The 25,313-nt window shown below is 65.0% G+C and carries 23 protein-coding genes and 5 pseudogenes; 13 read left to right on the forward strand and 15 right to left on the reverse strand.

The genetic code is table 11. The features are described from left to right. Positions 1–173 precede the first annotated feature (173 nt). The 4 genes and pseudogenes from ACV7NQ_RS21480 to ACV7NQ_RS21495 all read left to right on the forward strand — a co-directional run. Positions 174–1,248: pseudogene (locus ACV7NQ_RS21480) on the forward strand (IS256 family transposase); the annotation flags it as partial. A gap of 249 nt (positions 1,249–1,497) precedes the next feature. Continuing rightward, complete coding sequence (locus ACV7NQ_RS21485; protein ID WP_463365473.1) at positions 1,498–2,727, forward strand: IS110 family RNA-guided transposase; 1,230 nt, start codon at positions 1,498–1,500, stop codon at positions 2,725–2,727. A gap of 20 nt (positions 2,728–2,747) precedes the next feature. Next, positions 2,748–2,885: pseudogene (locus ACV7NQ_RS21490) on the forward strand (IS256 family transposase); the annotation flags it as partial. A 369-nt stretch (positions 2,886–3,254) separates the two neighbouring features. Further along, on the forward strand, positions 3,255–3,482 hold the full coding sequence (locus ACV7NQ_RS21495) for a hypothetical protein (RefSeq protein ID WP_463358545.1): 228 nt from the start codon (positions 3,255–3,257) through the stop codon (positions 3,480–3,482). A gap of 241 nt (positions 3,483–3,723) precedes the next feature. Here the strand turns inward: ACV7NQ_RS21495 and ACV7NQ_RS21500 are convergent, their stop codons facing one another. The 5 genes from ACV7NQ_RS21500 to ACV7NQ_RS21520 form a co-directional block, all read right to left on the reverse strand. Next, positions 3,724–5,190, reverse strand: a complete 1,467-nt coding sequence (locus ACV7NQ_RS21500; protein ID WP_463358546.1) for a hypothetical protein — start codon at positions 5,188–5,190, stop codon at positions 3,724–3,726. A gap of 189 nt (positions 5,191–5,379) precedes the next feature. Then, positions 5,380–5,709 (reverse strand): helix-turn-helix domain-containing protein, encoded by a 330-nt coding sequence (locus ACV7NQ_RS21505; protein WP_463358547.1) that lies wholly within the window; start codon positions 5,707–5,709, stop codon positions 5,380–5,382. Then, positions 5,706–6,827 carry a tyrosine-type recombinase/integrase gene (locus tag ACV7NQ_RS21510; RefSeq protein WP_463358548.1) on the reverse strand — a complete coding sequence of 374 codons (1,122 nt, stop codon included), beginning with the start codon at positions 6,825–6,827 and terminating at the stop codon, positions 5,706–5,708. The genes ACV7NQ_RS21505 and ACV7NQ_RS21510 overlap by 4 nt, the downstream gene beginning before the upstream one ends. Positions 6,828–6,964: 137 nt before the next feature. Then, positions 6,965–7,726, reverse strand: a complete 762-nt coding sequence (locus ACV7NQ_RS21515; RefSeq protein ID WP_463361311.1) for an ATP-binding protein — start codon at positions 7,724–7,726, stop codon at positions 6,965–6,967. Further along, complete coding sequence (locus ACV7NQ_RS21520; RefSeq protein ID WP_463361312.1) at positions 7,723–8,847, reverse strand: Mu transposase domain-containing protein; 1,125 nt, start codon at positions 8,845–8,847, stop codon at positions 7,723–7,725. Before ACV7NQ_RS21520 ends, ACV7NQ_RS21515 begins: the two co-directional genes overlap by 4 nt. A gap of 119 nt (positions 8,848–8,966) precedes the next feature. Here ACV7NQ_RS21520 and ACV7NQ_RS21525 point away from each other — a divergent pair, with 119 nt between their 5' ends. After that, complete coding sequence (locus ACV7NQ_RS21525) at positions 8,967–10,181, forward strand: tyrosine-type recombinase/integrase (RefSeq protein WP_463361313.1); 1,215 nt, start codon at positions 8,967–8,969, stop codon at positions 10,179–10,181. After that, positions 10,178–12,679: a tyrosine-type recombinase/integrase gene (locus ACV7NQ_RS21530; RefSeq protein WP_463361314.1), complete on the forward strand. Its 2,502-nt coding sequence runs from the start codon at positions 10,178–10,180 to the stop codon at positions 12,677–12,679. Before ACV7NQ_RS21525 ends, ACV7NQ_RS21530 begins: the two co-directional genes overlap by 4 nt. Before the next feature lie 50 nt (positions 12,680–12,729). Here ACV7NQ_RS21530 and ACV7NQ_RS21535 read toward each other — a convergent pair. From ACV7NQ_RS21535 to ACV7NQ_RS21545, 3 genes and pseudogenes are all read right to left on the reverse strand, one after another. Beyond that, positions 12,730–13,064 (reverse strand): annotated as a pseudogene (locus tag ACV7NQ_RS21535) (IS21 family transposase); the annotation flags it as partial. A 419-nt stretch (positions 13,065–13,483) separates the two neighbouring features. Continuing rightward, on the reverse strand, positions 13,484–14,563 hold the full coding sequence (locus ACV7NQ_RS21540) for an ADP-ribosylglycohydrolase family protein (protein WP_463358829.1): 1,080 nt from the start codon (positions 14,561–14,563) through the stop codon (positions 13,484–13,486). A gap of 237 nt (positions 14,564–14,800) precedes the next feature. After that, positions 14,801–15,388: pseudogene (locus ACV7NQ_RS21545) on the reverse strand (IS110 family transposase); the annotation flags it as partial. A gap of 99 nt (positions 15,389–15,487) precedes the next feature. On the opposite strand from ACV7NQ_RS21545, the pseudogene ACV7NQ_RS21550 reads away from it, so the two are divergent. Continuing rightward, positions 15,488–15,610 (forward strand): annotated as a pseudogene (locus ACV7NQ_RS21550) (IS3 family transposase); the annotation flags it as partial. Positions 15,611–15,833: 223 nt separating this feature from the next. Here the strand turns inward: ACV7NQ_RS21550 and ACV7NQ_RS21555 are convergent. Further along, positions 15,834–16,181, reverse strand: a complete 348-nt coding sequence (locus ACV7NQ_RS21555) for a winged helix-turn-helix transcriptional regulator (RefSeq protein ID WP_463361315.1) — start codon at positions 16,179–16,181, stop codon at positions 15,834–15,836. Positions 16,182–16,289: 108 nt separating this feature from the next. Here ACV7NQ_RS21555 and ACV7NQ_RS21560 point away from each other — a divergent pair, with 108 nt between their 5' ends. From ACV7NQ_RS21560 to ACV7NQ_RS21570, 3 genes are all read left to right on the forward strand, one after another. Further along, positions 16,290–16,811: a hypothetical protein gene (locus ACV7NQ_RS21560; protein WP_463361316.1), complete on the forward strand. Its 522-nt coding sequence runs from the start codon at positions 16,290–16,292 to the stop codon at positions 16,809–16,811. After that, a complete protein-coding gene (locus tag ACV7NQ_RS21565) occupies positions 16,808–17,899 on the forward strand; it encodes an LLM class flavin-dependent oxidoreductase (protein ID WP_463361317.1) in 1,092 nt (363 codons plus the stop codon). Before ACV7NQ_RS21560 ends, ACV7NQ_RS21565 begins: the two co-directional genes overlap by 4 nt. A 63-nt stretch (positions 17,900–17,962) precedes the next feature. Then, on the forward strand, positions 17,963–18,526 hold the full coding sequence (locus ACV7NQ_RS21570; protein ID WP_463361318.1) for a transposase: 564 nt from the start codon (positions 17,963–17,965) through the stop codon (positions 18,524–18,526). 176 nt (positions 18,527–18,702) lie between these two features. Here ACV7NQ_RS21570 and ACV7NQ_RS21575 read toward each other — a convergent pair whose 3' ends face one another. Continuing rightward, positions 18,703–18,927 (reverse strand): IS66 family transposase zinc-finger binding domain-containing protein, encoded by a 225-nt coding sequence (locus tag ACV7NQ_RS21575; RefSeq protein WP_463361319.1) that lies wholly within the window; start codon positions 18,925–18,927, stop codon positions 18,703–18,705. A gap of 471 nt (positions 18,928–19,398) precedes the next feature. On the opposite strand from ACV7NQ_RS21575, the gene ACV7NQ_RS21580 reads away from it, so the two are divergent. Genes ACV7NQ_RS21580 through ACV7NQ_RS21590 form a run of 3 tightly spaced genes read left to right on the forward strand, consistent with a single transcriptional unit; the run spans position 19,399 to position 21,433 of the window. After that, positions 19,399–19,863 (forward strand): cupin domain-containing protein, encoded by a 465-nt coding sequence (locus ACV7NQ_RS21580; RefSeq protein WP_463361320.1) that lies wholly within the window; start codon positions 19,399–19,401, stop codon positions 19,861–19,863. 29 nt (positions 19,864–19,892) lie between these two features. Continuing rightward, entirely contained in the window at positions 19,893–21,044 is a 1,152-nt protein-coding gene (locus tag ACV7NQ_RS21585) for an aminotransferase-like domain-containing protein (RefSeq protein WP_463361321.1), read from the forward strand. Beyond that, positions 21,041–21,433 carry a hypothetical protein gene (locus ACV7NQ_RS21590; protein ID WP_463361322.1) on the forward strand — a complete coding sequence of 131 codons (393 nt, stop codon included), beginning with the start codon at positions 21,041–21,043 and terminating at the stop codon, positions 21,431–21,433. Before ACV7NQ_RS21585 ends, ACV7NQ_RS21590 begins: the two co-directional genes overlap by 4 nt. On the opposite strand, the gene ACV7NQ_RS21595 is transcribed toward ACV7NQ_RS21590, so the two are convergent. From ACV7NQ_RS21595 to ACV7NQ_RS21615, 5 genes are all read right to left on the reverse strand, one after another. Then, on the reverse strand, positions 21,430–22,032 hold the full coding sequence (locus ACV7NQ_RS21595; RefSeq protein ID WP_463366115.1) for a hypothetical protein: 603 nt from the start codon (positions 22,030–22,032) through the stop codon (positions 21,430–21,432). The two genes, ACV7NQ_RS21590 and ACV7NQ_RS21595, sit on opposite strands and share 4 nt — an antisense overlap. Then, positions 21,956–22,666 (reverse strand): helix-turn-helix domain-containing protein, encoded by a 711-nt coding sequence (locus ACV7NQ_RS21600; RefSeq protein ID WP_463361323.1) that lies wholly within the window; start codon positions 22,664–22,666, stop codon positions 21,956–21,958. The genes ACV7NQ_RS21595 and ACV7NQ_RS21600 overlap by 77 nt, the downstream gene beginning before the upstream one ends. After that, the gene (locus ACV7NQ_RS21605) at positions 22,602–22,886 is read right to left on the reverse strand and encodes a recombinase family protein (protein ID WP_463365763.1); all 285 of its coding nucleotides are present in this window, start codon (positions 22,884–22,886) and stop codon (positions 22,602–22,604) included. Before ACV7NQ_RS21605 ends, ACV7NQ_RS21600 begins: the two co-directional genes overlap by 65 nt. 82 nt (positions 22,887–22,968) lie before the next feature. Next, on the reverse strand, positions 22,969–24,198 hold the full coding sequence (locus ACV7NQ_RS21610) for an ISAs1 family transposase (protein WP_463361324.1): 1,230 nt from the start codon (positions 24,196–24,198) through the stop codon (positions 22,969–22,971). A gap of 549 nt (positions 24,199–24,747) precedes the next feature. Continuing rightward, positions 24,748–25,221, reverse strand: a complete 474-nt coding sequence (locus ACV7NQ_RS21615) for a carboxymuconolactone decarboxylase family protein (protein ID WP_463361325.1) — start codon at positions 25,219–25,221, stop codon at positions 24,748–24,750. Between the last annotated feature and the right edge of the window lie 92 nt (positions 25,222–25,313).

Genomic DNA, 25,313 nt, shown 5'->3' on the forward strand with positions numbered 1-25,313 from the left:
TCCGACCCGAGCCCACAAACCACCCCCGTTCGACACCAGCCGGGACTGTACGGTAAACGGTGTAACTCCTGAGACAGAAGGAGCTCACTGTGACTTATGTGATTAATGAGGAGATGGTAGCCGAGCTGGACGCGACCCGAGCGGCGCCGCCGGAGGGTGACCTGATCCGGCAGATGGTGGACCGCGCCCGCGCTGACGGTTTGCGGCTGACCGGTGAGGGCGGGCTGCTGGGGCAGCTGACGAAGGCGGTGATCGAGTCCGCGCTGGAAGGCGAACTCGATGACCACCTCGGCTACGGCAAGCACGACCCGGCCGGCCGTGACGGGGAGAACTCCCGCAACGGCAAGCGAGCCAAGACGGTGCTGACCGACACCGGCCCGGTCGAGATCAGTGTGCCCCGCGACCGCGGAGGCAGCTTCGCCCCGAAGCTCGTAGCGAAACGCCAGCGCCGCCTGTCGGGGGTCGATGACATGGTGATGTCGTTGTCGGCCAAGGGATTGACCCACGGTGAGATCTCCGCGCACCTGGCCGAGGTATACGGCGCCGATGTCTCCAAGCAGACGATTTCCACGATCACCGACCGCGTGATCGAGGGTATGGGCGAGTGGGGAGAACCGGCCTTTGGACTCGGTGTATCCGGTGATCTTCATCGACGCGGTCAATGTGAAGATCCGCGACGGCCAGGTCGCCAACCGGCCGATCTATGTCGCGTTGGCGGTGACCCGCGAAGGCACCCGAGAGGTGCTGGGGCTGTGGGCCGGGGAGCACGGCGACGGGGAGGGCGCGAAGTACTGGCTGCGGGTGCTGACCGAGATCAAGACCCGCGGCGTCGCCGACTGCCTGATCATGGTGTGCGACGGACTCAAGGGCCTGCCCGACGCGATCAGCGCGGTGTGGCCGCAAACGATCGTGCAAACCTGTGTAGTTCACTTGCTGCGCAACAGCTTTCACTACGCTTCTCGCAAGGACTGGTCCGCGATCGCGAAAGACCTCAAACCCGTCTACACCGCGGCGTCGGAGTCCGACGCGCTCGACCGGTTCGCCGAGTTCAGCGAGAAGTGGGAGAAACGGTATCCCGCGATCATCCGGTTGTGGACCAACGCATGGGCGGAGTTCGTGCCGTTCCTGCAGTTCGACAAGGCAATCCGCACCCTGATCTGCACCACCAACGCCATCGAGTCCATCAACGCCCGCATCCGCCGCGCCGTCAACGCCCGCGGCCACTTCCCGAACCAGCAGGCCGCCCTAATGAGATGTAGCGGGTCGGTCGATCGGGCAGACTCGCTACTGGTAGCGGCTGGTAGGTGAGCACTGATTGGCCCCGGACTTCGAGTCCTGCTTTGAGATCGTGCCCCTGCCGGTCGGCCGGGAGAAATGGATCGCTGATGGGATGTCGTGCCTGCCGCATGACGGCGTGAGCACCGATTCATTAGGTCGCCGACGTTCTCCCGCACGCTGCCGGATTTGGTGTCCGACAACGATGAAGAGGGAACAGCTGTGCTGCTGGTCGGTGATGACTGGGCCGAGGACCACCACGATGTCGAGCTGATGGATGAGGCCGGGAAACGGCTGGCCAAGGCTCGATTACCGGAAGGGATCGCCGGGATCACCCGGCTGCACGCCATGATCGGTGAACACCTCGGCGACGACGCCGATGCCGCGCAGGTACGGATCGGGATCGAAACCGATCGTGGCCCGTGGGTCGCGGCGTTGATCGCGGCCGGCTACACGGTGTACGCGGTGAACCCGTTGCAGGCGGCCCGGTTCCGGGAACGCCGCAGCGTTTCGGGTGCGAAGAGCGATGCCGCCGACGCGCATACCCTTGCCGACATGGTCCGTACCGACGCGCACCAGTTGCGTCCGGTCGCCGGGGACAGTCCCGCCGCAGAAGCGGTGAAAGTTGTTGCGCGAGCACATAAAACGTTGATCTGGGAACGCACCCGCCACACGCAGCGGTTACGGTACGCGTTGCGGGAGTACTTCCCCGCCGCTTTGGAAGCGTTCGACGACCTCGACGCTCCCGACGCCCTGGAGCTGCTCGGCAAGGCACCCGACCCGGCCGCCGCGGCGCGGTTGTCGCTCAACCAGATCCGGGCCGCGCTGAAGCGGGCCGGCCGCCGCGGCGACCTCGACGCTAGAGCCGCCCGTATCCAGGCAATCCTGCGCAGCGAGCAGCTGGGCCGCAACCAGGTCATCGCGGCGGCCTACGCGGCAGGGACCCGCGCCGCGGTCGCGGTCCTGGCCACCCTCGACGAGCAGGTGAAAGTCCTGCAAGGGGAGGTCGAGGCCCATTTTGGCCGGCACCCGGCCGCTGAGATCATCTTGTCCCAGCCAGGACTGGGCAAGATCCTCGGCGCCCGGGTGCTCGCCGAGTTCGGGGACGACCCCACCCGCTACGCCAGCGCCAAGGCCCGCAAGAACTATGCCGCGACCAGCCCCATCACCCGCGCCTCGGGGAAAATGAAGGTCGTCGCGGCCCGGTTCGTGCACCAGGACCGGCTCGTCGACGCGCTGATGGCCCAAGCATTCAGTGCGCTCAACGTATCGCCGGGAGCCCGCGCCTACTACGACAAGCAACGCGCCCGCGGCCTAGCCCACCGTGCCGCCCTGCGTCAGGTCGCCAACCGGCTCGTGGGCATCCTCCACGGCTGCCTCAAATCCGGAACCCTCTACAACGAGACCACCGCCTGGACACACCACACCCAAGATCAACAAGCCGCAGCTTGACAAGCTAAGCCCTGGGATGTCTCAAATGCGTCTATCTCGCGGTCATGAGTCTCGACCCCACCGGCAAAGGCCGCAAACGCTGGTCCAACCGTTGGAAAGACGCCCTCAACGCCTTCGAGATCACCTTCGACGGACGCCTGTCCGCCGCACGAAAGTAACCGAGCAATCAATCAGTTACACCGGAAACTTGACAGTCCCCACCAGCCACCTGATATGTAGGCCGGTTTGTCAAGAGGCATGGGGAAGCGGCGTCCAGGACCGTCGTCGTGGACGCCGCTTCGTTTGCCGGGATCGGTCGTCCGTGTCGGGGGTGGCGAGCGTGTCGGTGTCGACGCGTTGTCAGTCTGATATGCGCAGGTTGGTTACCGCAGGTGTCAACGGTCACCGGGAAAACCGGGTGGGTGGACAGCTAGCGTCCGGGCTGGTGGACATTAGTTCTCCGGATCGGCGGCCATTGGTTGTCCGGGTGGGTGGCCGTCGGCGGTCCGGGGTTTCCGCGTTGTGTGAGGTGGTGCATTGTGGTGGTCGTGTCTGACATCCGCCTGGCAACTGCCGATGCCGTCGAACTCGCCGAGATGCTGATGTTTCTCGATGATTGGCTGGCGAATGCTGGTCCGGCCGTTGCGGAATCGCTGGCCGGGGTCGTCGGGTCCGATACCTACTCGATCGAGCTGTTGCGCGTCGATCTGGGCCGGTTCGCGTTCCTGTTCGGCGGCAGCCGCGGCGAGCCGATGTTCGACGGTGAGCCGTTCTAGCCGCGGGCCGCGGCGCTGGAGGTGCTGGGTCAGGCCAAGGCGACCACCCCCTTGCCGGCGAGCGCTTCGGCCAAGCGGTGGGAATCACCTGTGGTGAGCACGAGATGCGCGTGGTGGAGCAGGCGAAAGCGCGCGGGTTCGCCGATTCTCGGTGGTGGTATGCGATGAACCCGTGCGTGGTCGGGTGGTGTGTGGTCGAAGCGGGTCGGGTTCGCGGATGTGGGCGGTCGTCGGCGGGTTGTTACCGGGGTGTGGTGGAGCGGCGTTCGGGGTGGGCTGCTTGGACGTAGGTGATGGCGGTCTTGGCGGTTATGCCGAAGACGCGCATGAGGTGGACGGGGTCGGCGGTGTGTGCGGCTTCGTCGAGGATGCGGTCGCGGCGGAGTTGGGATGGGGTGAGACCGAGCCGCTCGAAGATGATGTCGATGACCCGGTGGGAGACGGGTGGGAGCGTGGCATCGGCTGCGGTCACCTGGCTGACCAGCAGGTGGGGGTTGGAGGTTCGGCTCCAGAGGCGCCGCCGCTGGTGTAGCCAGTCGAGCGCGAGGGTGTGGGTGAGTTCGTCGAGGTAGACGGTGTGGTGTCGGGTTTGTCGTCGAACCAGCAGCCGTCCGGCGGATAGGTCGAGATCGTTCAGTTGCAGGTGGGTGGTTTCTTGTTTGCCCAGGCCGTGGATGGCGATGAGGGCGACGACGAGTTTGGCCATCTGCCCTTCGGTGCGGTCGATGAGACCGTGCAGGCGGTCGGTGGGAATCGGGACGGGCAGGCGACGCATCGCGGTCAGGGTGATCCCGCGGGTGGGATCGCGGAAGATGCGTCGTTCTTGTTTGAGGGCGCGGAACAGGCTGTGCAGGGCCGAGAGCAGGTTGCGGGCTGTGACGGGTGGTTGCCGGTCGAGGGCGGATTGGATGTCGGGACCGGTGATCTCACGCAGGCTGGTGACGGACTCGGTCCAGATGGCCAGCGTCGGCCGCAGGCAGTTCAGGTAGGAGCGGATCGTGGCGAAGGGGAATTGTGGGTGTGGTCGGCGTCCTTCGCCACGCAGAACACTTATCCAGCAACCGATTTCATCGGCGAGGGCATCGGGAAGGGTGTCGATGCGCTGCTGGATGGCCCGTTCGATGGTGTCGCCTTGGCGGGCGGGGTCGGCGATGACCATGCCGTGAGCGTCGAGGAACTGCAGGACGCGTCGGATGGCGGAATTGGGGCGGTGGTCGGCGACCGCACGGATGTCGGCTTCGGGGATGGGGGCGGCTGCGCCGAGCCAGCCCAGCAGGACCCGCAAGGTCATCGCCCCGGCGTTGCGGGGCATCGGACCCCACCCGTGGTTTCGTGCGTGCTGCTGGAACTCCTCGAGCAGGGCTGTGGCTGCCGGTGTCAGCTCAGGCAGGGCATTGGGGGAACCGACGGTGAAGCGACTCCAGTCTCGACGGGCGTCGAACAGCATGATCTGCGTGGGGTCGAGCAGGTGAGGTGATATCGATGGCGCGGGAGGCCGTGGGGTCAGCCGCCGTCGTTGCTGCGGGGTCGGCACCAGGTCGGGGAAGGGTTTTCCCGTTGCGGCACTTGGGTTTTTCCACTTCGCGGGCAGAACGATCGGGGTGGCCCGAAACGAGCGCAGTTCCGGCAGGATCAGCGTGAGTTGCGTCGGGCGGCCGGGCACGGGATCGAGCAGCCATCCGGGATCGTCGACACGCAGGACTTGCAAGCACGAGCGGCAGAGTCCCTCGTCGCTGACATGGTTGCGATGCCGACATCGCAAGCACGGCTTGCATTCTGGGAAGGCGCGGCGCCATTTCCCGCAGGGGGCGCAGGTGGTGTATTGCCGTCTCTCGCCCCAGCCCAGGCAGACCGGGCACTGCCCGATCGGCCAGTTCCTCGGTGTCGCTGTCACGGGTCAGTTCGGCGGCATTGATCGTTTGGTCCCGCCGCGGCGGGCGGTCGGTCGCACGGGTTCATCCGTCCCACCGACGGCCCGATTGGTTTGCCGCTCTTGCTCATTGGCGGTCGTGAGGGGCTCGGCTTCCAGGAGATCGGCGACCGTGCACTGCAGTGCGGCGCATATCTTGTCCAGGTCATCGAGCCTGACCGTGGTGGGTTTGTTGCTCCAGAGGGCGGCGACTTTGCTCAGCGATGGCGTGAAGCCGACCTCGGCGAATACGGTCATCAGCTCGCTGGGCCGCCAGATGTCGCGTTTGGCCGCGGCCCAGCGCAGGTTCCATTTCATCGCAGGGTTCCTTTGTCCATGACGAGTCGTTGCACCGCTCTCCCGGCTGCTGCCAGGCTCGCGGTTTCCGGGTCGGCGTGTGCGGTGGCCAGGTAGGAAACAGTGGTGGTCGGGCGATCGTGTCCCAATAATTTCTGTACTTCCCAGAGCGACATTCCCCGCTCGTAGTTGTGGGTTGCGCAGGCATGTCGGAGTAGATGTGGATGCAGCTCGGTCACTGGGCCGGTGAGAAACCGGCGGCCGACGGCTTTCAGTGCCCGCCGGAACGTCGACGGGGTGACCGCGATGCCGGGGGTGGCCAGATTCAACGCGGCGACGGCCTGCGGGATCCGCTCGGACGGGAACAGTGGGGCTTCGGAATCGTCTGGGTCGTCGCAGAATTCGGCGCGGACTTCCTCGATATACCACCACAACAGCGCCCGGCCTTCCTCGAACAGATAAGCCTCGCGTTGGCGAGGCCCGGATCCGCGAGCTCCCTTGCCGTGCACCAGGAATCGGCCCCATTGACCGGACTCCCAGTGAACGTCGCCGATCCTCACCGAGCACAGCTCGGCGGCGCGAACGCCGGAGATGTAGGTGAGCTTGCCCATGACGTAGTCGCGGCGGGCGATCGCCGGCTTGCGCGACTGCGGCAGCGATTCCCGCCAGCGGCCGAAGAATTCGCGTGTCGCCCGCTGGGACGGCGGTATCCGCAGCCCGAAGTCGCCGCGATGGGTCGGCCGGTTGAACGGGTCGATCGGCGACTCCACGCCGACGCCGTAGTTGCGGGCGATCTCACCGGCATACCGCTGCTCGAGGAAGGCGAAGTAGCTGTCGATCAGGGTCATCTTGCGGCGCACCGTCGAGCGTGCCCGCTTGCCGACACCCGCGAAGTACTTGTCGACTTGGCGTGGGGTCAGTTGCCACGGCACCAAACCGTAGTACTGGCAGATCTCGATGATCGGCTTGGTCAGCCCATCCAGCGTGGCAGCAGCCAAACCCGCTGTGTCCCTGGCCCATTGATACTCAGCGACTGTATCCAGGAAGAAACTCTGCTCGTCGTCGGCAGTAACCTCGGCGGCCTTGCGCCGCTGGAGCGTGACAACATCTGCTAGCCCCGGCTCGAGGATCGGTTCCACAGACGTTTCATCGCCATCGGGCGTGGCCGCCGGAACGAGCGACAGTGGGCGTGTCCCGGAATCCGGCATGGTGTCGCAGATTACAGCAGCTGCTCCAGGATTCCTGTAATAACTCGCAGATTGCCGGATATGTCTGATCAGGCCATCGAACGGGCCGAGAGCTGCTGAGATGCGTTGACACCAGCGAAATCCGGTTGAAGGAACCCGCACCTACTCCGGTTATCGACAGTGGCTGTGGCCAGGGTCTTGGGCATGATGGTGTCGAAACCGGACGGATGAATATTGCTTGTTACCGCGATAGACCGCCGCTCGTATGCTGCATCGATCACCCGGTAGAACGCTTCGGCGGCGTCGGCGCCGACCGGCAGCATGCCGATGTCATCGACCACGATCAGATCACAGCTGCAGATGCGGGCGACCGCGCGAGCGATCGACCCGTCGACCTTGGCTTTGCCGATCGTGGCGGTCAGCGACTCGAGGGTGAACCACGACACCCTCAGATCGTTCTCGATCGCCGAATGCGCGAGCGCTTCGACGAAGTGACTCTTTCCAGTACCCGATGGTCCAGCGACAGCTAAATTCTCTTGTCGCCCAACCCATTCCAGGGTAGCAAGCGCGTTCTGAGTGGCCTCGGTGATAGTGGACTCCTCCGGCCGCCAGGACGAAAATGTCTTGCCAGTTGGGAAATTCGCCGTCTTGCGTCGCATCCGCCGGGTCGCCGAGTCGCGGCCGGTGACCTCTTCGGCGAGTAGCACCCGCAGCACTTCGGCGGGGTCCCAGCGTTGGGCGCGGGCGGTGGCGAGCACGTCGGGTGCGGCCTTGCGCAGATAGGGCAGGCGCATCCGGCGGCAGATCTTGTCCAGCTCTTCCGGCAGCGCCGGTGGCCTCGGGTGGCTCATGCGCCGAACCTTTCCCAGTTACTGGTGCCCGGCTGCGCCGAGTGCGTCTCGTCGGCGCGCGTCTCGTCGGTGAGGCGAGAGAACTTCGCGAGGTGATCGAGGATCGCGGCCAGGTCGCCGTCGTCGAAGCGGCCCGCGACCGCAGCTACCCCGAGTGCTTCCTCGACCGCCTCTGAGCTAGTGAGGGCGGCCAACTCGAGGGCGCGGGTCATTTTCGCGCGGATCCTCGACACCCCGGAGGCTGAAGCCTCGACCAGCCAGCGGTGCGCGCCCTCGCCGAGTTCGAGGAACGCGATCTCCTCGACGGTGCGGGGCCGTAGTTTCCGCACCCGCGGCAGATCACCGCCGACGTGGTGCGGATAGTGCTCATCGAGGATGCGCGGGTTCCCTGGCGTCGAGAGCCGGTGCCGCGCGATCTCAGCCAACCCGGCCGGGGTCGGCCCGGTGATCACCAACTCCTCACCGGCAACCCGGCACCAGACTTTCCTGCCTTGGTGCCCGTCCGGGGTCGAATACCGCACCGACCCCCATCGGATCGTTTGATCGTCGGTGACCAGGCGTTCCTCACCGAGCGCCATCGCATGCGGCTCGGCGGGCAGCACATGCAGATGCTCACGTTCGATCCCCAGCCGGATCACCGGCGCCACGCCGGTCTCGCGGTGCGGGCGGGCGTTGATCCGCTCGCACCACGCCCAGCACGCGTCGGCCAGATCGGTGAACGTCGCATACTCCGCCAACAGGTTCGCCGTGGTCGGCACCAGATCGGCCTTGGCGATCTTCACCGTGTGTTCCGCCCCGCCCTTGGATTCCGGGTCGAACGGCTCACACGTCTCTACCTTGCAGCCGTAATGTCTTCCGGCAGCAATGATTTCGGGATGCCGCACCGGAATCCCCGCGATCCGGTCCACCGTCACGGTTCTCGGGTTGTCGGTCAGCAAATACGTTGGCGCACCACCGATCCGGCGCAACGTCACGTCCACACCTAGCACCAACGAACCCAGGGTTTGATCCCACGACGGGATCACCACCCGGAATCGTGACCACGCCAGCCACGCGCAGAACAACTGCGTGCGCCGACCCGCCACCCGCGGGCCCTCACCCCAGTCGAACTGCAACCACATCCCCGGCTCCGGTGTGTTGACTGAACTACCCGTGGTCCGAGGGTGATTCGGCGGACTCGGGGCCATGGTGTGTGGTTGGGTTCGGTCTCGTGTCTGGATTGCGGGACGCTCCAAGAGATTTGACGACGCTGGTAGTAGCGCGGGTCGGGCGATTGGCCGCGGCGACGGGTGATCCGTGGGAGCCGTATCGGCTGCTCGACCCGTCGGGCGAGCCGGTGGGCCCGGCCGCCGCGTTCTTCGGCGAGCTGCAGGCCGCCGGTCGGTCGGCGGCGACGCAACGGTCGTATGGGATGGATCTGCTTCGGTGGCTCCGGTTCCTGTGGTCGGTGGACGTCGAGTGGCAGAAGGCCACCCGCGACGAGGCACGGGATTTCTCGCGGTGGATCCAGATCACCTCGAAACCTGTTCGGCCGCATTGGCGTTCGCCGGACAAGCCTGGGGTGGTCAAGCCGAAGCCCGTGAACCCGGTGACCGGCCGGCGTCCGCCGGGGCGCACTTATGCGCCGTCGACGATCGCGCATTGTGAGACGGTGCTGCGCAGCTTTTATGCGGTTCACCTGGAAGCCGGGACCGGGCCGCTGATCAACCCGTTCCCGCTGGCGCGAGCCCGGCGTGCTCACGCGCATCACAACCCGATGGACCGGTTCGAGCCGCAACGCGGTGGCTTGTATCGGCCGCGGCAACCGAAGCGGATTCCCCGCCAGATCCCCGACGAGGTGTTCAACGAGCTGTTCGCCCGCCTGTCCAGCGACCGAGACCGCGCGTTGGTGGCGTTGTGGGTGTCGACCGGCGCGCGAGCAGCGGAACTGCTGGGTGTGCTGCGCGGCGGTGCTGACCCGGGGCAGCAACTGATCACTGTGGTGCGCAAAGGATCTCGCGCGTTGCAGCAGCTGCCGGCCTCGCCGGATGCGTTCGTGTGGTTGCGGCTCTACCAGCAGCAGATTCACGGCCAGGTGCCCGCCGGGCCGGACGACCCGTTGTGGTGGACGCTGCGGCGGCCGTTCCGGCCGCTGAACTACCATGCCGCCCGGGCGATGTTCGTGCGCGCCAACAACCTTCTCGGATCGAACCATTCGCTGCACGAACTTCGTCACACGGCTGCTTATCGGCTCGCTCGCGACCCCGAGATGCCGATCACCGACGTCCAGTGGGTCCTCGGTCACGCCTCGCTGACCACCACCCAGATCTATACAACCCCCACCCCGGCCGATGTTGTCGAGTCGGTGCTGGCCCATCACCAGCGCCGATCCCAGCCCGATCAGCCGGCCCCGCAACCGGTGCTGCGGTATCGGCAGGAAAGCCTGGACGTGCTGTTCGGACGGAGCAAGCCGTGACGACAACCGTGACGAAGGCTCCGCTGTCGGTGGCGCGGACCTGGCAGATCAGCAGCGAGGCCCAATCTCTGCTGGAGAAGTTCCCGCCTCGCCCGGTCCGGGCCAGCTGGCCCAGGACTCGCGAGACCCGCGCCGCGGTCGAGGGCCGGTTGGCTCGGGAACCGTTCCGTGCCAGTGACTCTCATGCTCGATCCAACCGGAAGCTGGCGCTGGCGGTTGTGCTGGATTGGCTCGAGCTCTATCCCGGCGACTCCTGGCAGCGGCGATGGGAAGCCACCGGTGCCGGTAGTGACGGCCGCAATGATTGGCGGTCGAAACTGCTTGCCGATCTCGACGCTGCCGGGCTGGCGGGCAAGCATCGAGATCATGCTCGGAATGTCTTGGGTATGGGCATGATTCAGCTGATCGGCGCCGATTATGTTCGCCCGCCGGTGGGTTGGCTGATGACGACCGCGTCGCCGCTGCGGATCGCGAACGAGATCGCCAAGGTCCGCGACCCGCACAGCATCGCCGAACTCCGGGCTGTCCGAATGACCACCACCCTGGGCGATGCGACCATGCTGCCCGCGATCGAGAAGATCGCGCTGATCATGGCTGCCAAGGGCGGCTCAGTCCGCGACATCACCGTCGGCGACTGCCTGGAAACGATGCGGATCACCCAAGAGGTGTTCACCGGCCGGACCCGCGTGAACCGTCACAGCCCCGCCTTCTACCAGCTGCTGCACGCGCTCGGGCAGTTCCCCGCCGACGCTCCGGCGACGGTGCGCATGTTCAACCGCCGGTTCGCGGGGCGGATGACTGTCGAGCAACTCATCGACCGCTACCACCTGTCCTGCCGGCCTATCCGGGATCTGCTGGTGGACTACCTGCGCGAGCGGCAACCGGGCATCGACTACAACACGCTGACGAACCTGGCCACCACGCTGGCGTTGTGGTTCTGGAAAGACCTCGAACGCCACCACCCCGGCATCGGCGCGCTGCAACTGAACCCTGAGATCGCCGCGGCCTGGAAACAGCGGATCCGCACCAGGGTCGTGCGCTCCACCGGCGCCGACGGTGCTGTCACCGAGACCACGGTGGAACGCGACAGCGCCGCCGACGTGCTGATGAAGGTCCGCAGCTTCTATCTCGACCTTGCGTCATGGGCGCTCGACGACCCTGCCCGGTGGGGTCAGTGGGCGGTGCCGTGCCCGATCAAAGCCACCGACACCCGTCAAAAACACATGAAATCGCGTCAGAAAGCGCGGATGGACCAACGCACTCGCGAACGAATGCCGATGCTGCCCGCCCTCATCGCGGCCGTCGACGGTGAACGCACCACCACCGCTGCCCGGCTGGAACTCGCCCGCAACACCGCACCCGGCGAACCGTTCACCGTCGACAACACCACCCTGCACCGCGCACTGCTGGCCCGGCATTCGCCCCGCATCTGGGCTGACGATCCCGCCACCGGCCGGCGCCGGGATCTGACCCGCGAGGAAGACAACGCTTTCTGGGCTTGGGCCGCGGTCGAGGTGCTGCGCCAGACCGGCATCCGGGTCGAGGAACTGACCGAACTGTCCCACCACAGCCTGGTCCAATACCGGACCCCGAAAACCGGTGAACTCGTTGCGCTGCTTCAGATTCCACCCTCAAAGACCGATGAGGAACGACTCCTGGTCATCGCGCCCGAGCTGGCCGATGTCCTCTCAGCGATCATCTGCCGCATCCGCAACCCCGACGGCAGCGTCCCACTCGTGGTCGCCTACGACCACCACGAAAAGATCTGGAACCCGCCGATGCCACTACTGTTCCAGCGCACCATCAGCCTCGAAGCCCGCCCGATCCCCATCGCCGGCATCCGTGACCTACTCACCGGAGCCCTGGCCCGCAGCGGGATCACCGACGCCAGCGGCCAACCACTGACATGGGCCCCACACGACTTCCGGAGAGTCTTTACGACGGAAGCTATCATGAACGGGATGCCGCCCCACATCGCGCAAATTTTATTGGGGCACAAGGATATTAACACCACCATGGGATACAAGGCCGTCTACCCCGAAGAAGCGATCAACGGTCACCGGGCCTTCATCGCCCGCCGCCGCGCCTTGCGGCCCAGCGAAGAATATCGCCAGCCCACCGACGCCGAATGGGACGAATTCCTCGGACATTTCGAACGGCGCCGCGTCGCTCTCGGCGACTGCGGCAGAGCCTGGGGAACAAGCTGTCAGTTCGAGCACAGCTGCGTCCGCTGCCCGTTGCTGCGGGTCGACCCCGCTCAGCGGCAACGCCTGGCCGACATCCACGACAACCTCACCGCCCGCATCGCCGAGGCCGAAGGCGAAGGCTGGCTCGGCGAAGGCGAAGGACTACGCGTCAGCCTCGCCGCGACCAAAGACAAACTCGCCCAGATCGACAACACCCTCACCCGGCACACCACCGCCGTCGCACTCGGCATCCCCAGCTACCGGGAACTCGCCGGACGCACCACCACCGCACAACCGGAAAACAAGCCCTGAACAGCGACTTCTATTCCTCCCACCAGGCTCAGGGGCTAGTTCAGAGAAGGCAGCCACGGCCGGTATTTTCTGCGGTGCCCGGTCTTGAACGCCGCTTTCGCCCTTGCGACCGCGCGCCGCGTGCTGCGGTCGGTGCCGGTGAACCCCATCGCCGTCAGCCGCTGATGCACCACATCCGCACGCACCCGGCCCCCGGACTTGTCCACCCATTCCTCGATCTTCCCATGAACGGGTCTATCGCCCGCGGTCGCCGCAGCTTTGCCAGCGGGTCGTGGCCCGAGTCGCGGACCGCGACATACCGGGCCACCGTCTTCTCGTCCACACCCGCCAACTCCGCGGCCGAATGCGCGCAGCGTGTTAAGTCGAACGCTTCCAGAATCTCCATGATCTCCCTGTCAGACTTGGTCAACGGGATCCCTTCGACGCGTCAGTTGGTTTGGCTCAGCAACCAAAACTCAACTCGCTCGAAGGGATCCCGTTTCGCATTTGCTCAGGCGTGTCCCGCAGACCTCGGATGTCCGCCCACCCGGAGAAATCATGTCCGCCGACCCGGAGCCATATGTCCGCCCAACCGGATTATTACGTGTCCGCTAGCACCGATGAGAACATCCAGCGTCGGCACTGGTGCACCCCGCACCGAGCAAGTCGAACTAGCCGCTCACACGTGTTCCGGTTCGTTGCTGTCCCCTGCCGGGGGACGCATTCACGGATGAGTCCGCTGTCCCGACGATCGCGTTCGGACCGACGCCGTCCCGATCTCCGAGAACCCCGAAGACACGGACACTCGAACTAACGAGCGACCACTTACAGTCCCTCGTCGAACTGGTATCGGGCGTCCAGTGCGGACCGGTCGCCGACAAAATAGTTCATGACGAGGTCATCGGCGACCTGGACCAGCACGTCGCGTCCCTCGACCTCGGATGCCCAATCCATCGGCAGCCCAGACACACCATGGGCGGCGCCGATCAGGTTCCCGGCGACCGCACCCGTGGAATCAGAATCACCGGAGTGGTTCACCGACAACAGCAGCGCGCCGCGCGTATCGCCGGTCCGGGCCGCGTACAGAGCGCAGTACACCGCGATAGCCAGACACTCCTCAGCGATCCACCCCGCGCCGACCTGCTCGACCTTTTCAGCGGTCGCCACACCCTCGGACAGTTCGACAGCTCGAGTCAGTGCCGCCACTATTTCCGCACCTGCCGGGAATGCCGCGAGCTGAGTAATGGTCTGCTGCAACGCAATCGGCAGTTCGACACCGCTCACCATGCGATCGACCAGTGCCGCGAACGCACCCGCTGCGAGATATCCCGTGGGATGCCCATGGGTCAGCTGCGCACCCCGCGCGGCCGTGGTGAATGCGAGGTCAGGCCCGACACCGGCCAATCCGAACGGCGCCGACCGCATCACCGTGCCGCATCCCTTCGACCCCGGATTCACCGGACCGGCTGCGCCGAACGGCCCCGGCGCGAGATATCCCCGCGCCTGCTGACCCAGCCCGGACATGCACGCATTCCCCGGCGCACGCGCCGCATACAGAAACGGCAGACCTGCCAGCCAGCCATCGATTCGAGGGCCGGGACCGGCCTGTCGCTGAGTCTGCAACCAGCGCAGATACGCCCGCCGCAGCGCAGGCACCGGGTCAGCGCCCAGCACCGACCGCAACAACCCCTCCGCGGTAAACAGCGTCATCTGAGTGTCATCGGTAATCTGCTGCGGCGCACCCTCGTCGTACTGCGGTAGAAATCCCGTCACACCTTCGGGCCCATACCGCTCGCGAATCTGCCTCAGCTGCAGGAATTCGATAGGCCACCCGAGCGCATCACCGACCGCCCCACCCAGCAGAGAACCCCGGACCCGGTCGAAGACCATCATGTAATCCACCACGAGACACCATCATTACGCATCCGGCCTATACGGGCCCACCACCTCAGCCGCAACCACAGTCGCATCGACGGTGCAGGCACGCGCGTGCCCCCTCCCCTGGCCACGCGGGCATATGCGCACCTTGCCCCTGCAGTTCGAGCAGCCGCATACCGACAACGTCACCTCCCAAGCCTCCAGCAGCACTTTGAATGAATCTCCTGGTATGTCGAGAGACTTCATTCCTCGAGGAAGGTTGGAGTCCATACACGCGAGCATCGCGTCGAACGCGGTGTCGTAGGCCAGCTGCACACCGGGCAGGTCGAATCGTTGCGACCGTAACCATACCTCGTGCTTACCCGTCCACGCATTCCCGCCGTGATACACGATCCCTTGCCGCAGAAGCAGTTTCGACACTCGATGCCGCACCGACATCAAATCGCCGCGCACATCCTCGCGCGCACGAACCAGATCTCGCGCGGCTTCGCGCGCCACCGTCGGGATCGTCACCGCCACGATCTCACCCAGGTGCAGCAACCGGGCCAGATGCCGCGCATCACGTACGTCGGTCTTCACCCGATCCCCCGCCGGGCGCTGCAACTTCGACGGCGCCGCGACCTGACAGTCGATCCCGGCCTCGATCAGTCGCCGGGCCAGCCCGTAACCGGTCGGACCGGCCTCATAGGTCACCGCCACCGGCGGCGCCAACCCACCGATCCAGGCCAGGATCTCACCGTGATCCGGCGTGAGCCGACGCTCGAACAACTCACCGGTCTCACCGTCCAGACCACACGCCACCACCGACCGTGCGTGCACATCCAGCCCGACACTCGTACGCTGATTCCTCACTGGGCCTCCCACATCTTGTGGCTCTACCGCCAGGACCAACCCCTGTCGGCAACCCACGGTTACATGTGAGAGAGGCCCCAGCCTCCTCATACCGTCTAGGTCGACACCGGGAAGGCTCCCGGGGTGAGGAGCGCGGAGCAGGCGCGGATCAAGGAACTCGAACGCGAGAACCGAGATCTGAAGGAGGCCAACGAGATCCTGAAAGCGGCCTCAATTTTCTTCGCAGCGAACTCATCGGCGAAGCTCAGCTTGTTATTGGATGGGAAGCGTTGCCCTCCCTCATAGCGTGATTCGTTCACGCGCACCTGACCCAGGCCGAGGCATTTGGCGAAACAGTGATGGCGATGGCCGGACGGCCGTTGCATCACCTGTAAGTGACCCCCGCAAAGTGTTTTCGAATAGCCGATGCGCGGAGTCCGTTTCTCGGGTGGATGGTGTGAGGCCCTCACCGACCGGCTTTGTCCTTTTGATGCGCCGCCCAGTTCACGCTCCATTCCAACACCGCATCGAGTACCGGTTCCAGCTTGCGGCCGATCGGCGTGAGCGCATATCGAACCTCGACCGGCCGCGCGACGGTCACCAGTCGCTCGACGACTTCGGCCTGTTCGAGCTCCTTCAGTCGCTGAGACAGCATCGCGTCGGTGATGCGTGGGATGCGGTCACTCACCTCGTTGAACCGCAGCGCACCACCGAGAAGATGTTGGAGGATGAGGCCCGTCCACCGCTTGCCGATGAGCTCGATAGCGGCGTGAAAGTCGGGACATGCGCCCATTTGTCCGGTTTCCGCACCCATGCCTACCATTCTGACACGTCCATAGGAGGTATGTATTTAATAGCGCACTATACTAATCATAGTGTAACCTGAGCTATGAAGCGCACCACACCTAGAAAGGGGACGCCGATGTCCGCCGACACGACCGAGTCCACCTCAGCACACCCTGGCAACCCTGGCCCACATGCGCGGATGCGTGAGCTGGAGTTCTTCCTCGGTCACTGGGAGGCGCCCGATGTCTTCCACGAAACCCCGTTCGGTCCGCGCAAGCCGATCCAGATGCGGATCGATGGCGGCCGGGAACACCGCGGCTTCCGGATCGCCATCGACACCGCCGAAGTGTCAACGCCAGACAACCCCGCCCCGTTGACAGCTCGCTACGTGTGGGGTTACGACTCGGCCACCAGTGAGTTCGTCGCCGACTGGTATGACAGCAACGGTGGCCGCGGGATCCAATGCTCTCCCGGCTGGACGAACGATCGGCTTGTGTTCTCGGGAAGCATGACGATGAACGGCGTGACGGTTCCGCTGCGAGAAACCTTCGCCCGACGCGGTCCGGATACCTATCACCACTTGGGCGAGGTCGACCTCGGTGCCGAATGTATCGCGGTCGACGAGGAGGACGCCGTACGCAAGGCCAGCAGCGCATGAGCGAGGTCGACATCGGTATCGCATCACTGGCCGACATTCAACCAACCACAGTGGACGGCATCTCTCGGACAGTGTGGGAACGCATAGAACAGATAGTTTCCCTCGGCGCGCTGGCCGAGCAACTCGGGTTGGATCACTTCGGACTCGGTGAGCACCATAATCCGGACTTCGCCGTCTCGTCGCCCGCCGTCGTACTGTCCGCGATTGCAGCACGAACCTCACGGTTGCGGCTGACGAGTTCGGTCACTACTCTCGGCGCCCTCGATCCGGTCCGCGTCTACCAGGACTTCGCCACCCTGGACCTCCTGAGTTCCGGTCGCGCCGAGATCACGGTCGGGAGAAGTGCCTATACGGAGCCGTTTACGCTGTTCGGTGCGGATCTACGCGACTACGATTCACTCTTCGCCGAGAAACTCGGCTTGCTGTTGGAGATTCGGTCGAACCCCGTCGTTACATGGCGAGGTCGATTCCGGCCTCCGCTGGACTCTGCGGCGGTTGTGCCGAGGGCGGTGCAGGACCCGCTGCCGGTGTGGCTCGGCGTGGGAGGGACACCCACCAGCGCGGCCCGCGCCGGCCGGCTCGGCCTGCCGATGATCCTCGGGTACATCGGAGGTTCGGCTGCCCCGCTGCGGGAGTTGGCTGAGGTATATCGCGAGACCGGTGAGCGGTCAGGACACGCGAGCGACCTTCGACTGGGGATCGCATTGCATTATTTCGGGGCTTCGAGTGCGGCAGCCGCAGCAGCGACATATCCCTACTACCACGACTTCCTGCGCCCCAAACATCCCCATGGCAACGGCTTCGTAGTCACGCCCGAGCAATTCGAGGTTGGAATGAGAACCGGACAGCACCTGATGGTCGGCACCACCGAGCATATCGCTGCCAAGCTCGCCGAACTGTATGACGCGGTGCCCTTCGACCGAATCCAGGCCCTAGTGGACTGGGGCGGGCTTCCTCGTGAATCGGTGGTGGAGTCCCTGCATCGCCTCGGCGAGGAGATCGCTCCGGCTCTCCGCCGACACGTGAGTACATCCGCGTCGACGTCAACACACATGAGATATGAGAAAGGCGCGCACGATGAATATTGAGCCGCTCACTCCCGAGAACACAACGGTGGTCCGTGTAGACCCGAAGCCGATGCCGGGGACTGGGTGTTCGGTGACGCGGCCTATGGTGCGGGAGAGTTGCTGAAACGGTTGGACGACAACGGTATTGACAATGGGCTGAAGGTCCATCCGGCGACGTCGGTGAAGGGACATTTCTCCAAGGATCGCTTCGCGGTCGACCTGGAGCAGCAGACGGTGACCTGCCCGGCCGGGGTCACCGCGCCGCTACGCGCCCGCACCGGCGAACGCCACACCGCCGCCGCCTCGTTCGGCGCGGCCTGCACCGACTGCCCGCTGCGGGCGCAGTGCACCTCGGCCGTCAAGGGCCGCACGATCAGCATCGGCCCGCATGAGAAATACCTGGCCACAGCCCGCGCACGCCAGGACGACCCGGCATGGAAAGCCGAGTGCCACGCCACCCGCCCCAAGGTCGAACGCAAAATCGGCCACCTCATGCGCCGCCGCCACGGCGGGCGTCGCGCTCGTCTCCGAGGCCGGATGAAGATCGCCGCCGATTTTTCCCTGCTCGCCGCCGCGGTCAACCTCGCACGCCTGACCACCCTCGGGATCGGCTACACAGCACGACGATGGGCCACCGCCACCGCGTGAACAGCATGACTGAGCCGTCCAAACACCGCACATCCAACCGACACGCCAACCCGCCCGTCGCCGCCCACCCGATCAGGGCCAAACCACCACGCCACCAACGAAATCCGCCACTACACCCCGAAATCGACGCCCGCCGCTTCACCGGTCACAGACCTCGTTTGACACCAGCCCCTAGTCTAGGTGCTCGCGTTTACCCCGGCCGGGGTGTCGCCGCAGGTCGCGACACCACATGCGCAACGGCTGGTGATCAGTCGATGCTCGGTGACCAGGATCGTCACCGCCGGAAGATCGAACACCTGACGGCGTTGCACACCGACGTGCTCGGCGTCGCACAACTCGCCTCCGCAGCCCCGGCACGCGGGCGGTTCATGGCGCAGAGTCTCGTTCGGAGAATCGACCAATGCCAGGGTCGAGCCGTGTGGCCGGTCTGCCCGCCCGGCTTACGGCCGGACTTGCGGCGCAACGACTTCGGAGCGGGTTTGACGAACGGCGAGTCCGATGACGGTGGTTCGGCGAGTTTCGCGAGTTCTGACCCAGCTGCCGCCGCAGCTCCGCACTTTCGGCCTCCAACCCCGCGACCCGAGCATCCAACCGCGCGATCGTCTCCGCCTGACTTACAACAAGAGCAGCCAACTCCTCATACGTCGGACACGGATCATCAGCCACCACAGCATGATTCAACAAAAATGGCAGAAACTCGAGCCACCACGCCGAGCACCGTCTGACCAGTCACCGTTGGAAGCAGGCGAAGACCCCGGTCCATGTTCATCGCAGGCGCGATCGGCGCGTGGATGACTCATTTTCCGGAGGTTTTCCCAACGGTGAGAATAGCTTATTTTCAGCCGTACCGACCGAACAGTATGGGATGCCCAATGGATGACGTTTCGCAGGCCGTGCGAGTGATAGCCGCAGCCGATGTCACAGCGAAGATCGGACGCCAGGGGCAGCATCTGATCCCCTGCGTCACCCGGGAAACATGTGGGAGCCAAGGTATTTCGGCGGGGATGGTGAACATGGCTGCGGGGAAGGTGTCTCAGGCCCACTACCACGCGCACAGCGAAATCATCGTCGTATGTATGCGCGGGAGGGCGGCGACGCTGATCGGGCCGGAATTGACGCCGCATCTACATGGGCCGGGTGAATTCATCTACATCCCCGAGGGTGTGGTGCACGTGGCGGTGAATCTCAGCGAGACGGACGATCTGGTCGCGGTGGAAATGCGCACCGATCCCATGTTCAACGACGACGTGGTGCTGACCCCGGAACACGACGCCTATGTGGCGGACGTTGTCGCGCGGTTGCGCCACCAACTCGCGCCGGTGAGCGCCGGACTGTGATTGCCCGACTGAGCCGGGGCGCTACCGCGGTGAGCAGTGGACCGATAGACGATATTTTCGCGGCCCTCGCGCGTCGCCCCGACGTGATCTCGTTTGCCGTCGGCGCGCCGGATCCGGCGCTGCTGCCCGGCGAGCTCGTCGCCTCGCTGGCGGCCGACGCGTTTGCCGAGTACGGGAATTCGGTGCTGCAGTACGGACCGACCCGGGGGTTTCCACCACTGCTCGAGAAGGCGCAGACGCTGCTGGCGGGACGCGGGATCACCTGCTCGCCGGACCAACTGCACATTGCGACGGGCGGATCGGGCGCGTTGCACAGCGTGTGCATGACGCTGCTCGATCCGGGCGCCGTGGTGCTGGTGGAGACCCCGACCTACGGTCCTGCAGTGAAGGTGTTCCGCAGTCACGGCGCGATCGTCGTGGGAGTCGAGTCCGATGAGCACGGCATCCGACCCGAGGCATTGGATGCCGCACTGGCACAACACAATGCCGCCTTCGTCTATCTGTTGCCGACCTTCCAGAACCCGACCGGACGCACCATGCCGACCGAGCGCCGCCGACAGGTGGGCGATGTGATCACCCGGCACGGCGTCATGGTGGTGGAAGACGACGTGTACGTCGAGCTCCGGTACCGGGGCGAGCCACTGTCCGCTTTCTGGGCGATCGCGCCGCACAACACCGTCTATATCACGTCGTTGTCGAAAACCCTTGCGCCGGCACTACGAATCGGCATCGCGGCGATGCCGGTCGATCTGCTGGAACACGTCCTCGCCCTGAAGCAAGGCATCGACATGCAGACCTCGACCTTCAACCAGGCCATCGCCGCCACCTTCCTCGGCAGTGCGGTAGGAACCGCGCACGTGGCACGCACCGTGGAAAGCTATGCGCTCAAGCTGGCAACGCTCACCGCGGCGCTCGGGAAACATCTGCCTCCCGGCTTCTCCTGGACCGAGCCCGAGGGCGGAATGTTCGTGTGGATCGAGGGCCCGAACGATTTCGACGCCGATGCGCTGACCGCTCCGGCATTGGACGCCGGAGTGGCGTTCCTGCCCGGCACGATGTTCTACGCCGACGCCGACGCCGACGCGCCGCGCAACGGGATCCGCCTGAGCTTCGCGAACGTGCCGAACTCCGAGATCGACCGTGGTATAGAACTGTTGGCTGCTCTCTGCGAGGCGTCATGAGCATCGTCGGGGTCTGGGAAGTTCACGCCGACGGCGCGCCGTTCGGGTACCACGTCATGACGTTTCACGCGGAGGGCACCATGCTCCAGTCGAATCCGGACCTCGGAAACCGTGGCACCAGCGACAGCAATGGCATGGGCACCTGGCACGCTGAGGGAGCGCAGGTGTCGGGAGCGTTCCTGGAGTTTACCGTCGACCGGGAGGACCCGGATTCGGTGCACAAAGGAATCGTGCGCTTCGAACTGACCGTGAGCGACGATGAATTCACCGGCTCGGCAAGCGCAATGTTCTACGAACTGAGCGGAATGCCCTGCCGAGGCCCGCTTGCCGCCCGCCTCACCGGCAAAAGGTTCAACTATTCGTCATCGTTGTCGATACCTGCTGGCTAGCATCTGAGGCGATGAAAAGCGCAGACGCCAAACTGGGGCGCGCCCGAGTTCATTTGGACGCCCTCAGCGCGTCCGTGAACGACTACCGTGCCCGCCGTCCGCACGAATTCCGTCAAGAGGACCTCGTGCCGTCCCTCGCGCGAGTGCACTACCGAGTGCACGTCCGCGAGCCCCTTCCCGCGGGCAGGCCGCTGATCATTGGGGATCTTCTTACCAACCTCCGTGCGGCTCTGGATCATGCGGTGTTCGGCCACGCCGCGACCCGACAACCGCTCACCCCGGCACAAGAACGTGGGCTGAACTTCCCCCTCGTGATGACCGCACCGGAGTGGCCGAACGTGCAGCAGATCCTGGCGGGCTACCTCGACCCCGCTGTGCTGGACGCCGTCGAAGATTGCCAGCCGTTCAAGCTGGCCACGCCCGGCGAGCATCCGCTGCAGGTGCTGAATGGCTTGGTAAACCAGGACAAGCACCGAAGCCTGCGGATCGTTACCTACGCCCAGCACAGCTTCACGATCACCATCACCACGGCGGATGTGCATAGTCGCAGACATGCCACGCGAAATGATCGACGGCGCAGTTATCGCCGCGGTCAACATCAACCGTCCGCTGCGCGACCCCAGTCAGCCTGTGCGAGTGCACAAGAATGCCTTTCGATGTCGAGTTCGAATACTCTGAGGAGATCCATCTGCCGGTACCTGGTTGCGATTTCTCCTTACTCCCGGCCATGGAAGGCATCACCGACGCTGTCGCCACCGCGCTTGATGCGCTACGCGCTTGATGCTGAATTGCGACGCCGGGTTGGGAAGGAGACCCAACAGGGGCGACTGGCGTCCTCTGCGCCCTCCGAACTAGCTCCCTGCCTGGGTGGGAGAGCAACCGGGTATCAGGCTCGGCCGTGGCCATCGGAACGGTGGTTGGCGTTATCTCCCGGCGCCCCGGCTCGCTATCTCCAATGAGCGTTCCGGCGTTCCCCTCGGGTTTCGGCGAGATCGGGCAGGTACTTACTGTATAGATGGTCGATCGCGAGACCCTCAACAGCCGGGCGACCGACGACACGGTATTCTCCGGGCGGGTGAGGATGGCGCGGGCCTGCTGGATCTGGTCAGCGGTCATGGCCGATGGCCGGCCGAGACGCTGCCCGCGGGCACGCGCGGCGGCCAGGCCCTCATGAGTGACCTGCACGATCAGTTCCCGGTTGAACTCCGCCAGTGCGGCAAAGACGTAGAACACAAGTCGCCCGCCGGGGGTGGGTGGTGTCGAGCGCTTCGTGGAGGGATCGGAATCCGATGCCGCATTTCCACAGTTCTTCGCGTTCGGTGTCCTTCCCGGACTTCTTGTCGGTGAAGATCCGCTGGCACCCAGCTTTGGTGAGGGCGTGGATCTGCCGGCCGAGCAGCTGGCCCTTGGTGGGGACGCGGCCATAGCCGACAAGGGCGCCGCCCCCGCCGATCGGTCGAGCACGTCGCCGTCGAGAACGAGAGCGGTGGGCTTGTCGAGGGTGCGGGTCGGGCTCAGGGCTCCGGCGTTGTCGCTTAAGCTGCCTCTGACCAGCTGTTTTTTGGTTTCATTAGCAGGTGTATGCCTCTATCTGGGCTGAACGCGGTGGTGCGGCAGGCCTCGGCGATGTTGGTGGCTCCGTCGAGACGGTGGAGGTTCATCGCGGTGTTTCTGAGCGTGGCCGCGACTTGGGGAGCATGGCCGGTGCGCAGAGTGCTGAGGTCTTCGCCGTAGGTGACATCACGGACCCAGTGGACCGAATTCTCGATTCCCCAGTGTAGGCGCAACCATTCGGCTATCTTCCTGGGTGTGGCGTGTTCGAAGGGCAGGCTGCACACGGCGTAGACGGTCTCGAAGGTCCGCTTGCCGGTGCTGACCAGGACGCGTTCACGGGTGACTTCGATGATCTGGCGGGCGTGGGGGAACCCGAGTCCTCGTGTCACGGTGAGGACTTTGAAGGTGCGGGTCTCGATACGGCCGTGGCGTGGCTTGTCGTCGCTGTCGGTGCACACCACCGGCACCGCGGCCCAGGGCTGGGCTTTGATGCGGGTCAGCAGGCCGGGCTGGTTGGATTTTACGGTCATCAGGTAGTGCGATTTCAGCTTTCCGCAGATCAGCTTCGCCGTCGCGGTCTGCGTGTGCATAGCATCGATGGTCACCAAAAGCGTTGTGCGACTGAATAATTGCAGTAATTTCCGGACCGTTGGGATCTCATTGGTCTTCGAGGCGACCGCCAACTGGCCCAGGACCAGGCGGGTGTGGTGGGCGAACATCGACACCAGGTGCGGTGCCCGGCCACCACCCAACCGTGCACCTCTCACGGTCTTGCCGTCCAGCGCGACGGCCATCAGCTCCGTAGTGGTGTCGACCGTGGCGGCTATGCCGGCGAAGTAGTCGCCCAACCGTTGGTCCAGGTCGGCGGCGTCGAGGCGGGCCATAATCGTGCGCAACGTCTTCTCGCTCGGGCGTCGGACCCGGATGCCCAACTGCGCCAACACTTCCGTCGGCGCGGTACGGGTCCAACAGGCGATCCCGGCCACCGACCGCATCCCGGCCGCGGTGGCCAGGATCATGATCGCCAACAACGCGGTCAACGGGTAGCGGACCCCGCGTGGATCGCGGGGGTCGGGCACCGTCCCCAACATCTGTAGCAAACACGGCGCGATCACCCGGTCCTGCGGTAGCGGCGACGGTGCCGGTTCGACGCGCCGACGGGTCAACACCTCCACCACGGGCTCGGCAAGCGATACTGGACCAGCGGACACGGGCGACTCCGGAAATCGATTCAGGCGTAGGAACCTTCATCGTCACCGAGAAGCCCGTGTCCGCCTCGCATCCCGAACCGGCGTGTCGCGCAACCGGTTTCCGCAGCTCATGACCTAGACCCCGACAACGCCGGAGCCCTGGGGTCGGGCTGTCCACGCGGCGAGTGTAGGAGAAAGGTCCGACAAGAATTGTTGGACACCGATCTTTTTCAACACGTTTTTTAGACACTGATCCGGTAAGCGCGTCCTTGAGTTTCTGTCAATGTTCGGAGTCGTCTGCACGGCGTCCGGAGTCGCCTGCACGTCGGTGAGTGGGCCCCGAATCTATGGGAGACACTGAACCGCCCGAGTTTGATGCACACGTGCATCAAACTCGGGCGGTTCACACACCCTCTATGCGCCGCGACTGCGTTCTCCGTATATGAGTTGACCTGCAATGAACGAGACCGCCTTGGCCGCCACCAGTATGACCCAGGGCCGCAGGGTGGTTCTCGAATAGATCGAGGAGGTGTGGGCCGCCCAAGCCGTCTACGACGCGGCGGTTGCCGGTCAGCCGAACTGACCCGGCTGGTAGTCGCCCCCCGGAGTTTGCAGGACGACGTTGAGCCGGTTCCAGGCGTTGATGACGGCGATCAGCGACACTAGTGCGACGAGCTGCTCGTCGTCGTAGTGCTTGCGCGCGTTCATCCACGCCTCGTCGCCGACGCCGCCCGCGGCGTCGGCGATTCGCGTGCCCTGCTCGACCAGTTCGAGCGCCGCGCGCTCGGCCTCGGTGAAGACCGTGGCTTCCCGCCAGGCTGCCACCAGGTTGAGCCGCACAGCTGTCTCTCCTGCGTGGGCCGCGTCCTTGGTGTGTATGTCGATGCAGCGCCCGCAGCCGTTGATCTGGCTGGCGCGGATCTCCACCAGCTGCTTAGTCGCCGCGGGCAGCGGCGAGTCGGTGATCGCCTTACTCGCGGCCTGGACGTACTTGACGACCTTCCCGCCGGTCGGGCTGCCGAACAAATCGAGTCGTGCGCTCATGGTATGTCCTTTCGATATTGCAGTTGCTGACACAACAACGACGAACCACCGCGGCCGGAATCGACAGGACGGGTCGAGCGGGGGCTCGCGGT

It is taken from the genome of Nocardia sp. Tas62D01 (assembly GCF_055232035.1).

Bases quoted from the DNA above. Each gene is read 5' to 3' on its own strand.
- ACV7NQ_RS21555 (WP_463361315.1), bottom strand. From the start codon at position 16,181: ATGGGTGCGGAAACCGGACAAATGGGCGCATGTCCCGACTTTCACGCC.
- ACV7NQ_RS21515 (WP_463361311.1), bottom strand. From the start codon at position 7,726: ATGAGCCACCCGAGGCCACCGGCGCTGCCGGAAGAGCTGGACAAGATC.
- ACV7NQ_RS21590 (WP_463361322.1), top strand. From the start codon at position 21,041: ATGAGCATCGTCGGGGTCTGGGAAGTTCACGCCGACGGCGCGCCGTTC.
- ACV7NQ_RS21615 (WP_463361325.1), bottom strand. From the start codon at position 25,221: ATGAGCGCACGACTCGATTTGTTCGGCAGCCCGACCGGCGGGAAGGTC.
- ACV7NQ_RS21520 (WP_463361312.1), bottom strand. From the start codon at position 8,847: ATGTGGTTGCAGTTCGACTGGGGTGAGGGCCCGCGGGTGGCGGGTCGG.
- ACV7NQ_RS21565 (WP_463361317.1), top strand. From the start codon at position 16,808: ATGAGCGAGGTCGACATCGGTATCGCATCACTGGCCGACATTCAACCA.
- ACV7NQ_RS21595 (WP_463366115.1), bottom strand. From the start codon at position 22,032: ATGTTGACCGCGGCGATAACTGCGCCGTCGATCATTTCGCGTGGCATG.
- ACV7NQ_RS21560 (WP_463361316.1), top strand. From the start codon at position 16,290: ATGTCCGCCGACACGACCGAGTCCACCTCAGCACACCCTGGCAACCCT.
- ACV7NQ_RS21580 (WP_463361320.1), top strand. From the start codon at position 19,399: ATGGATGACGTTTCGCAGGCCGTGCGAGTGATAGCCGCAGCCGATGTC.
- ACV7NQ_RS21505 (WP_463358547.1), bottom strand. From the start codon at position 5,709: ATGAAATGGAACCTGCGCTGGGCCGCGGCCAAACGCGACATCTGGCGG.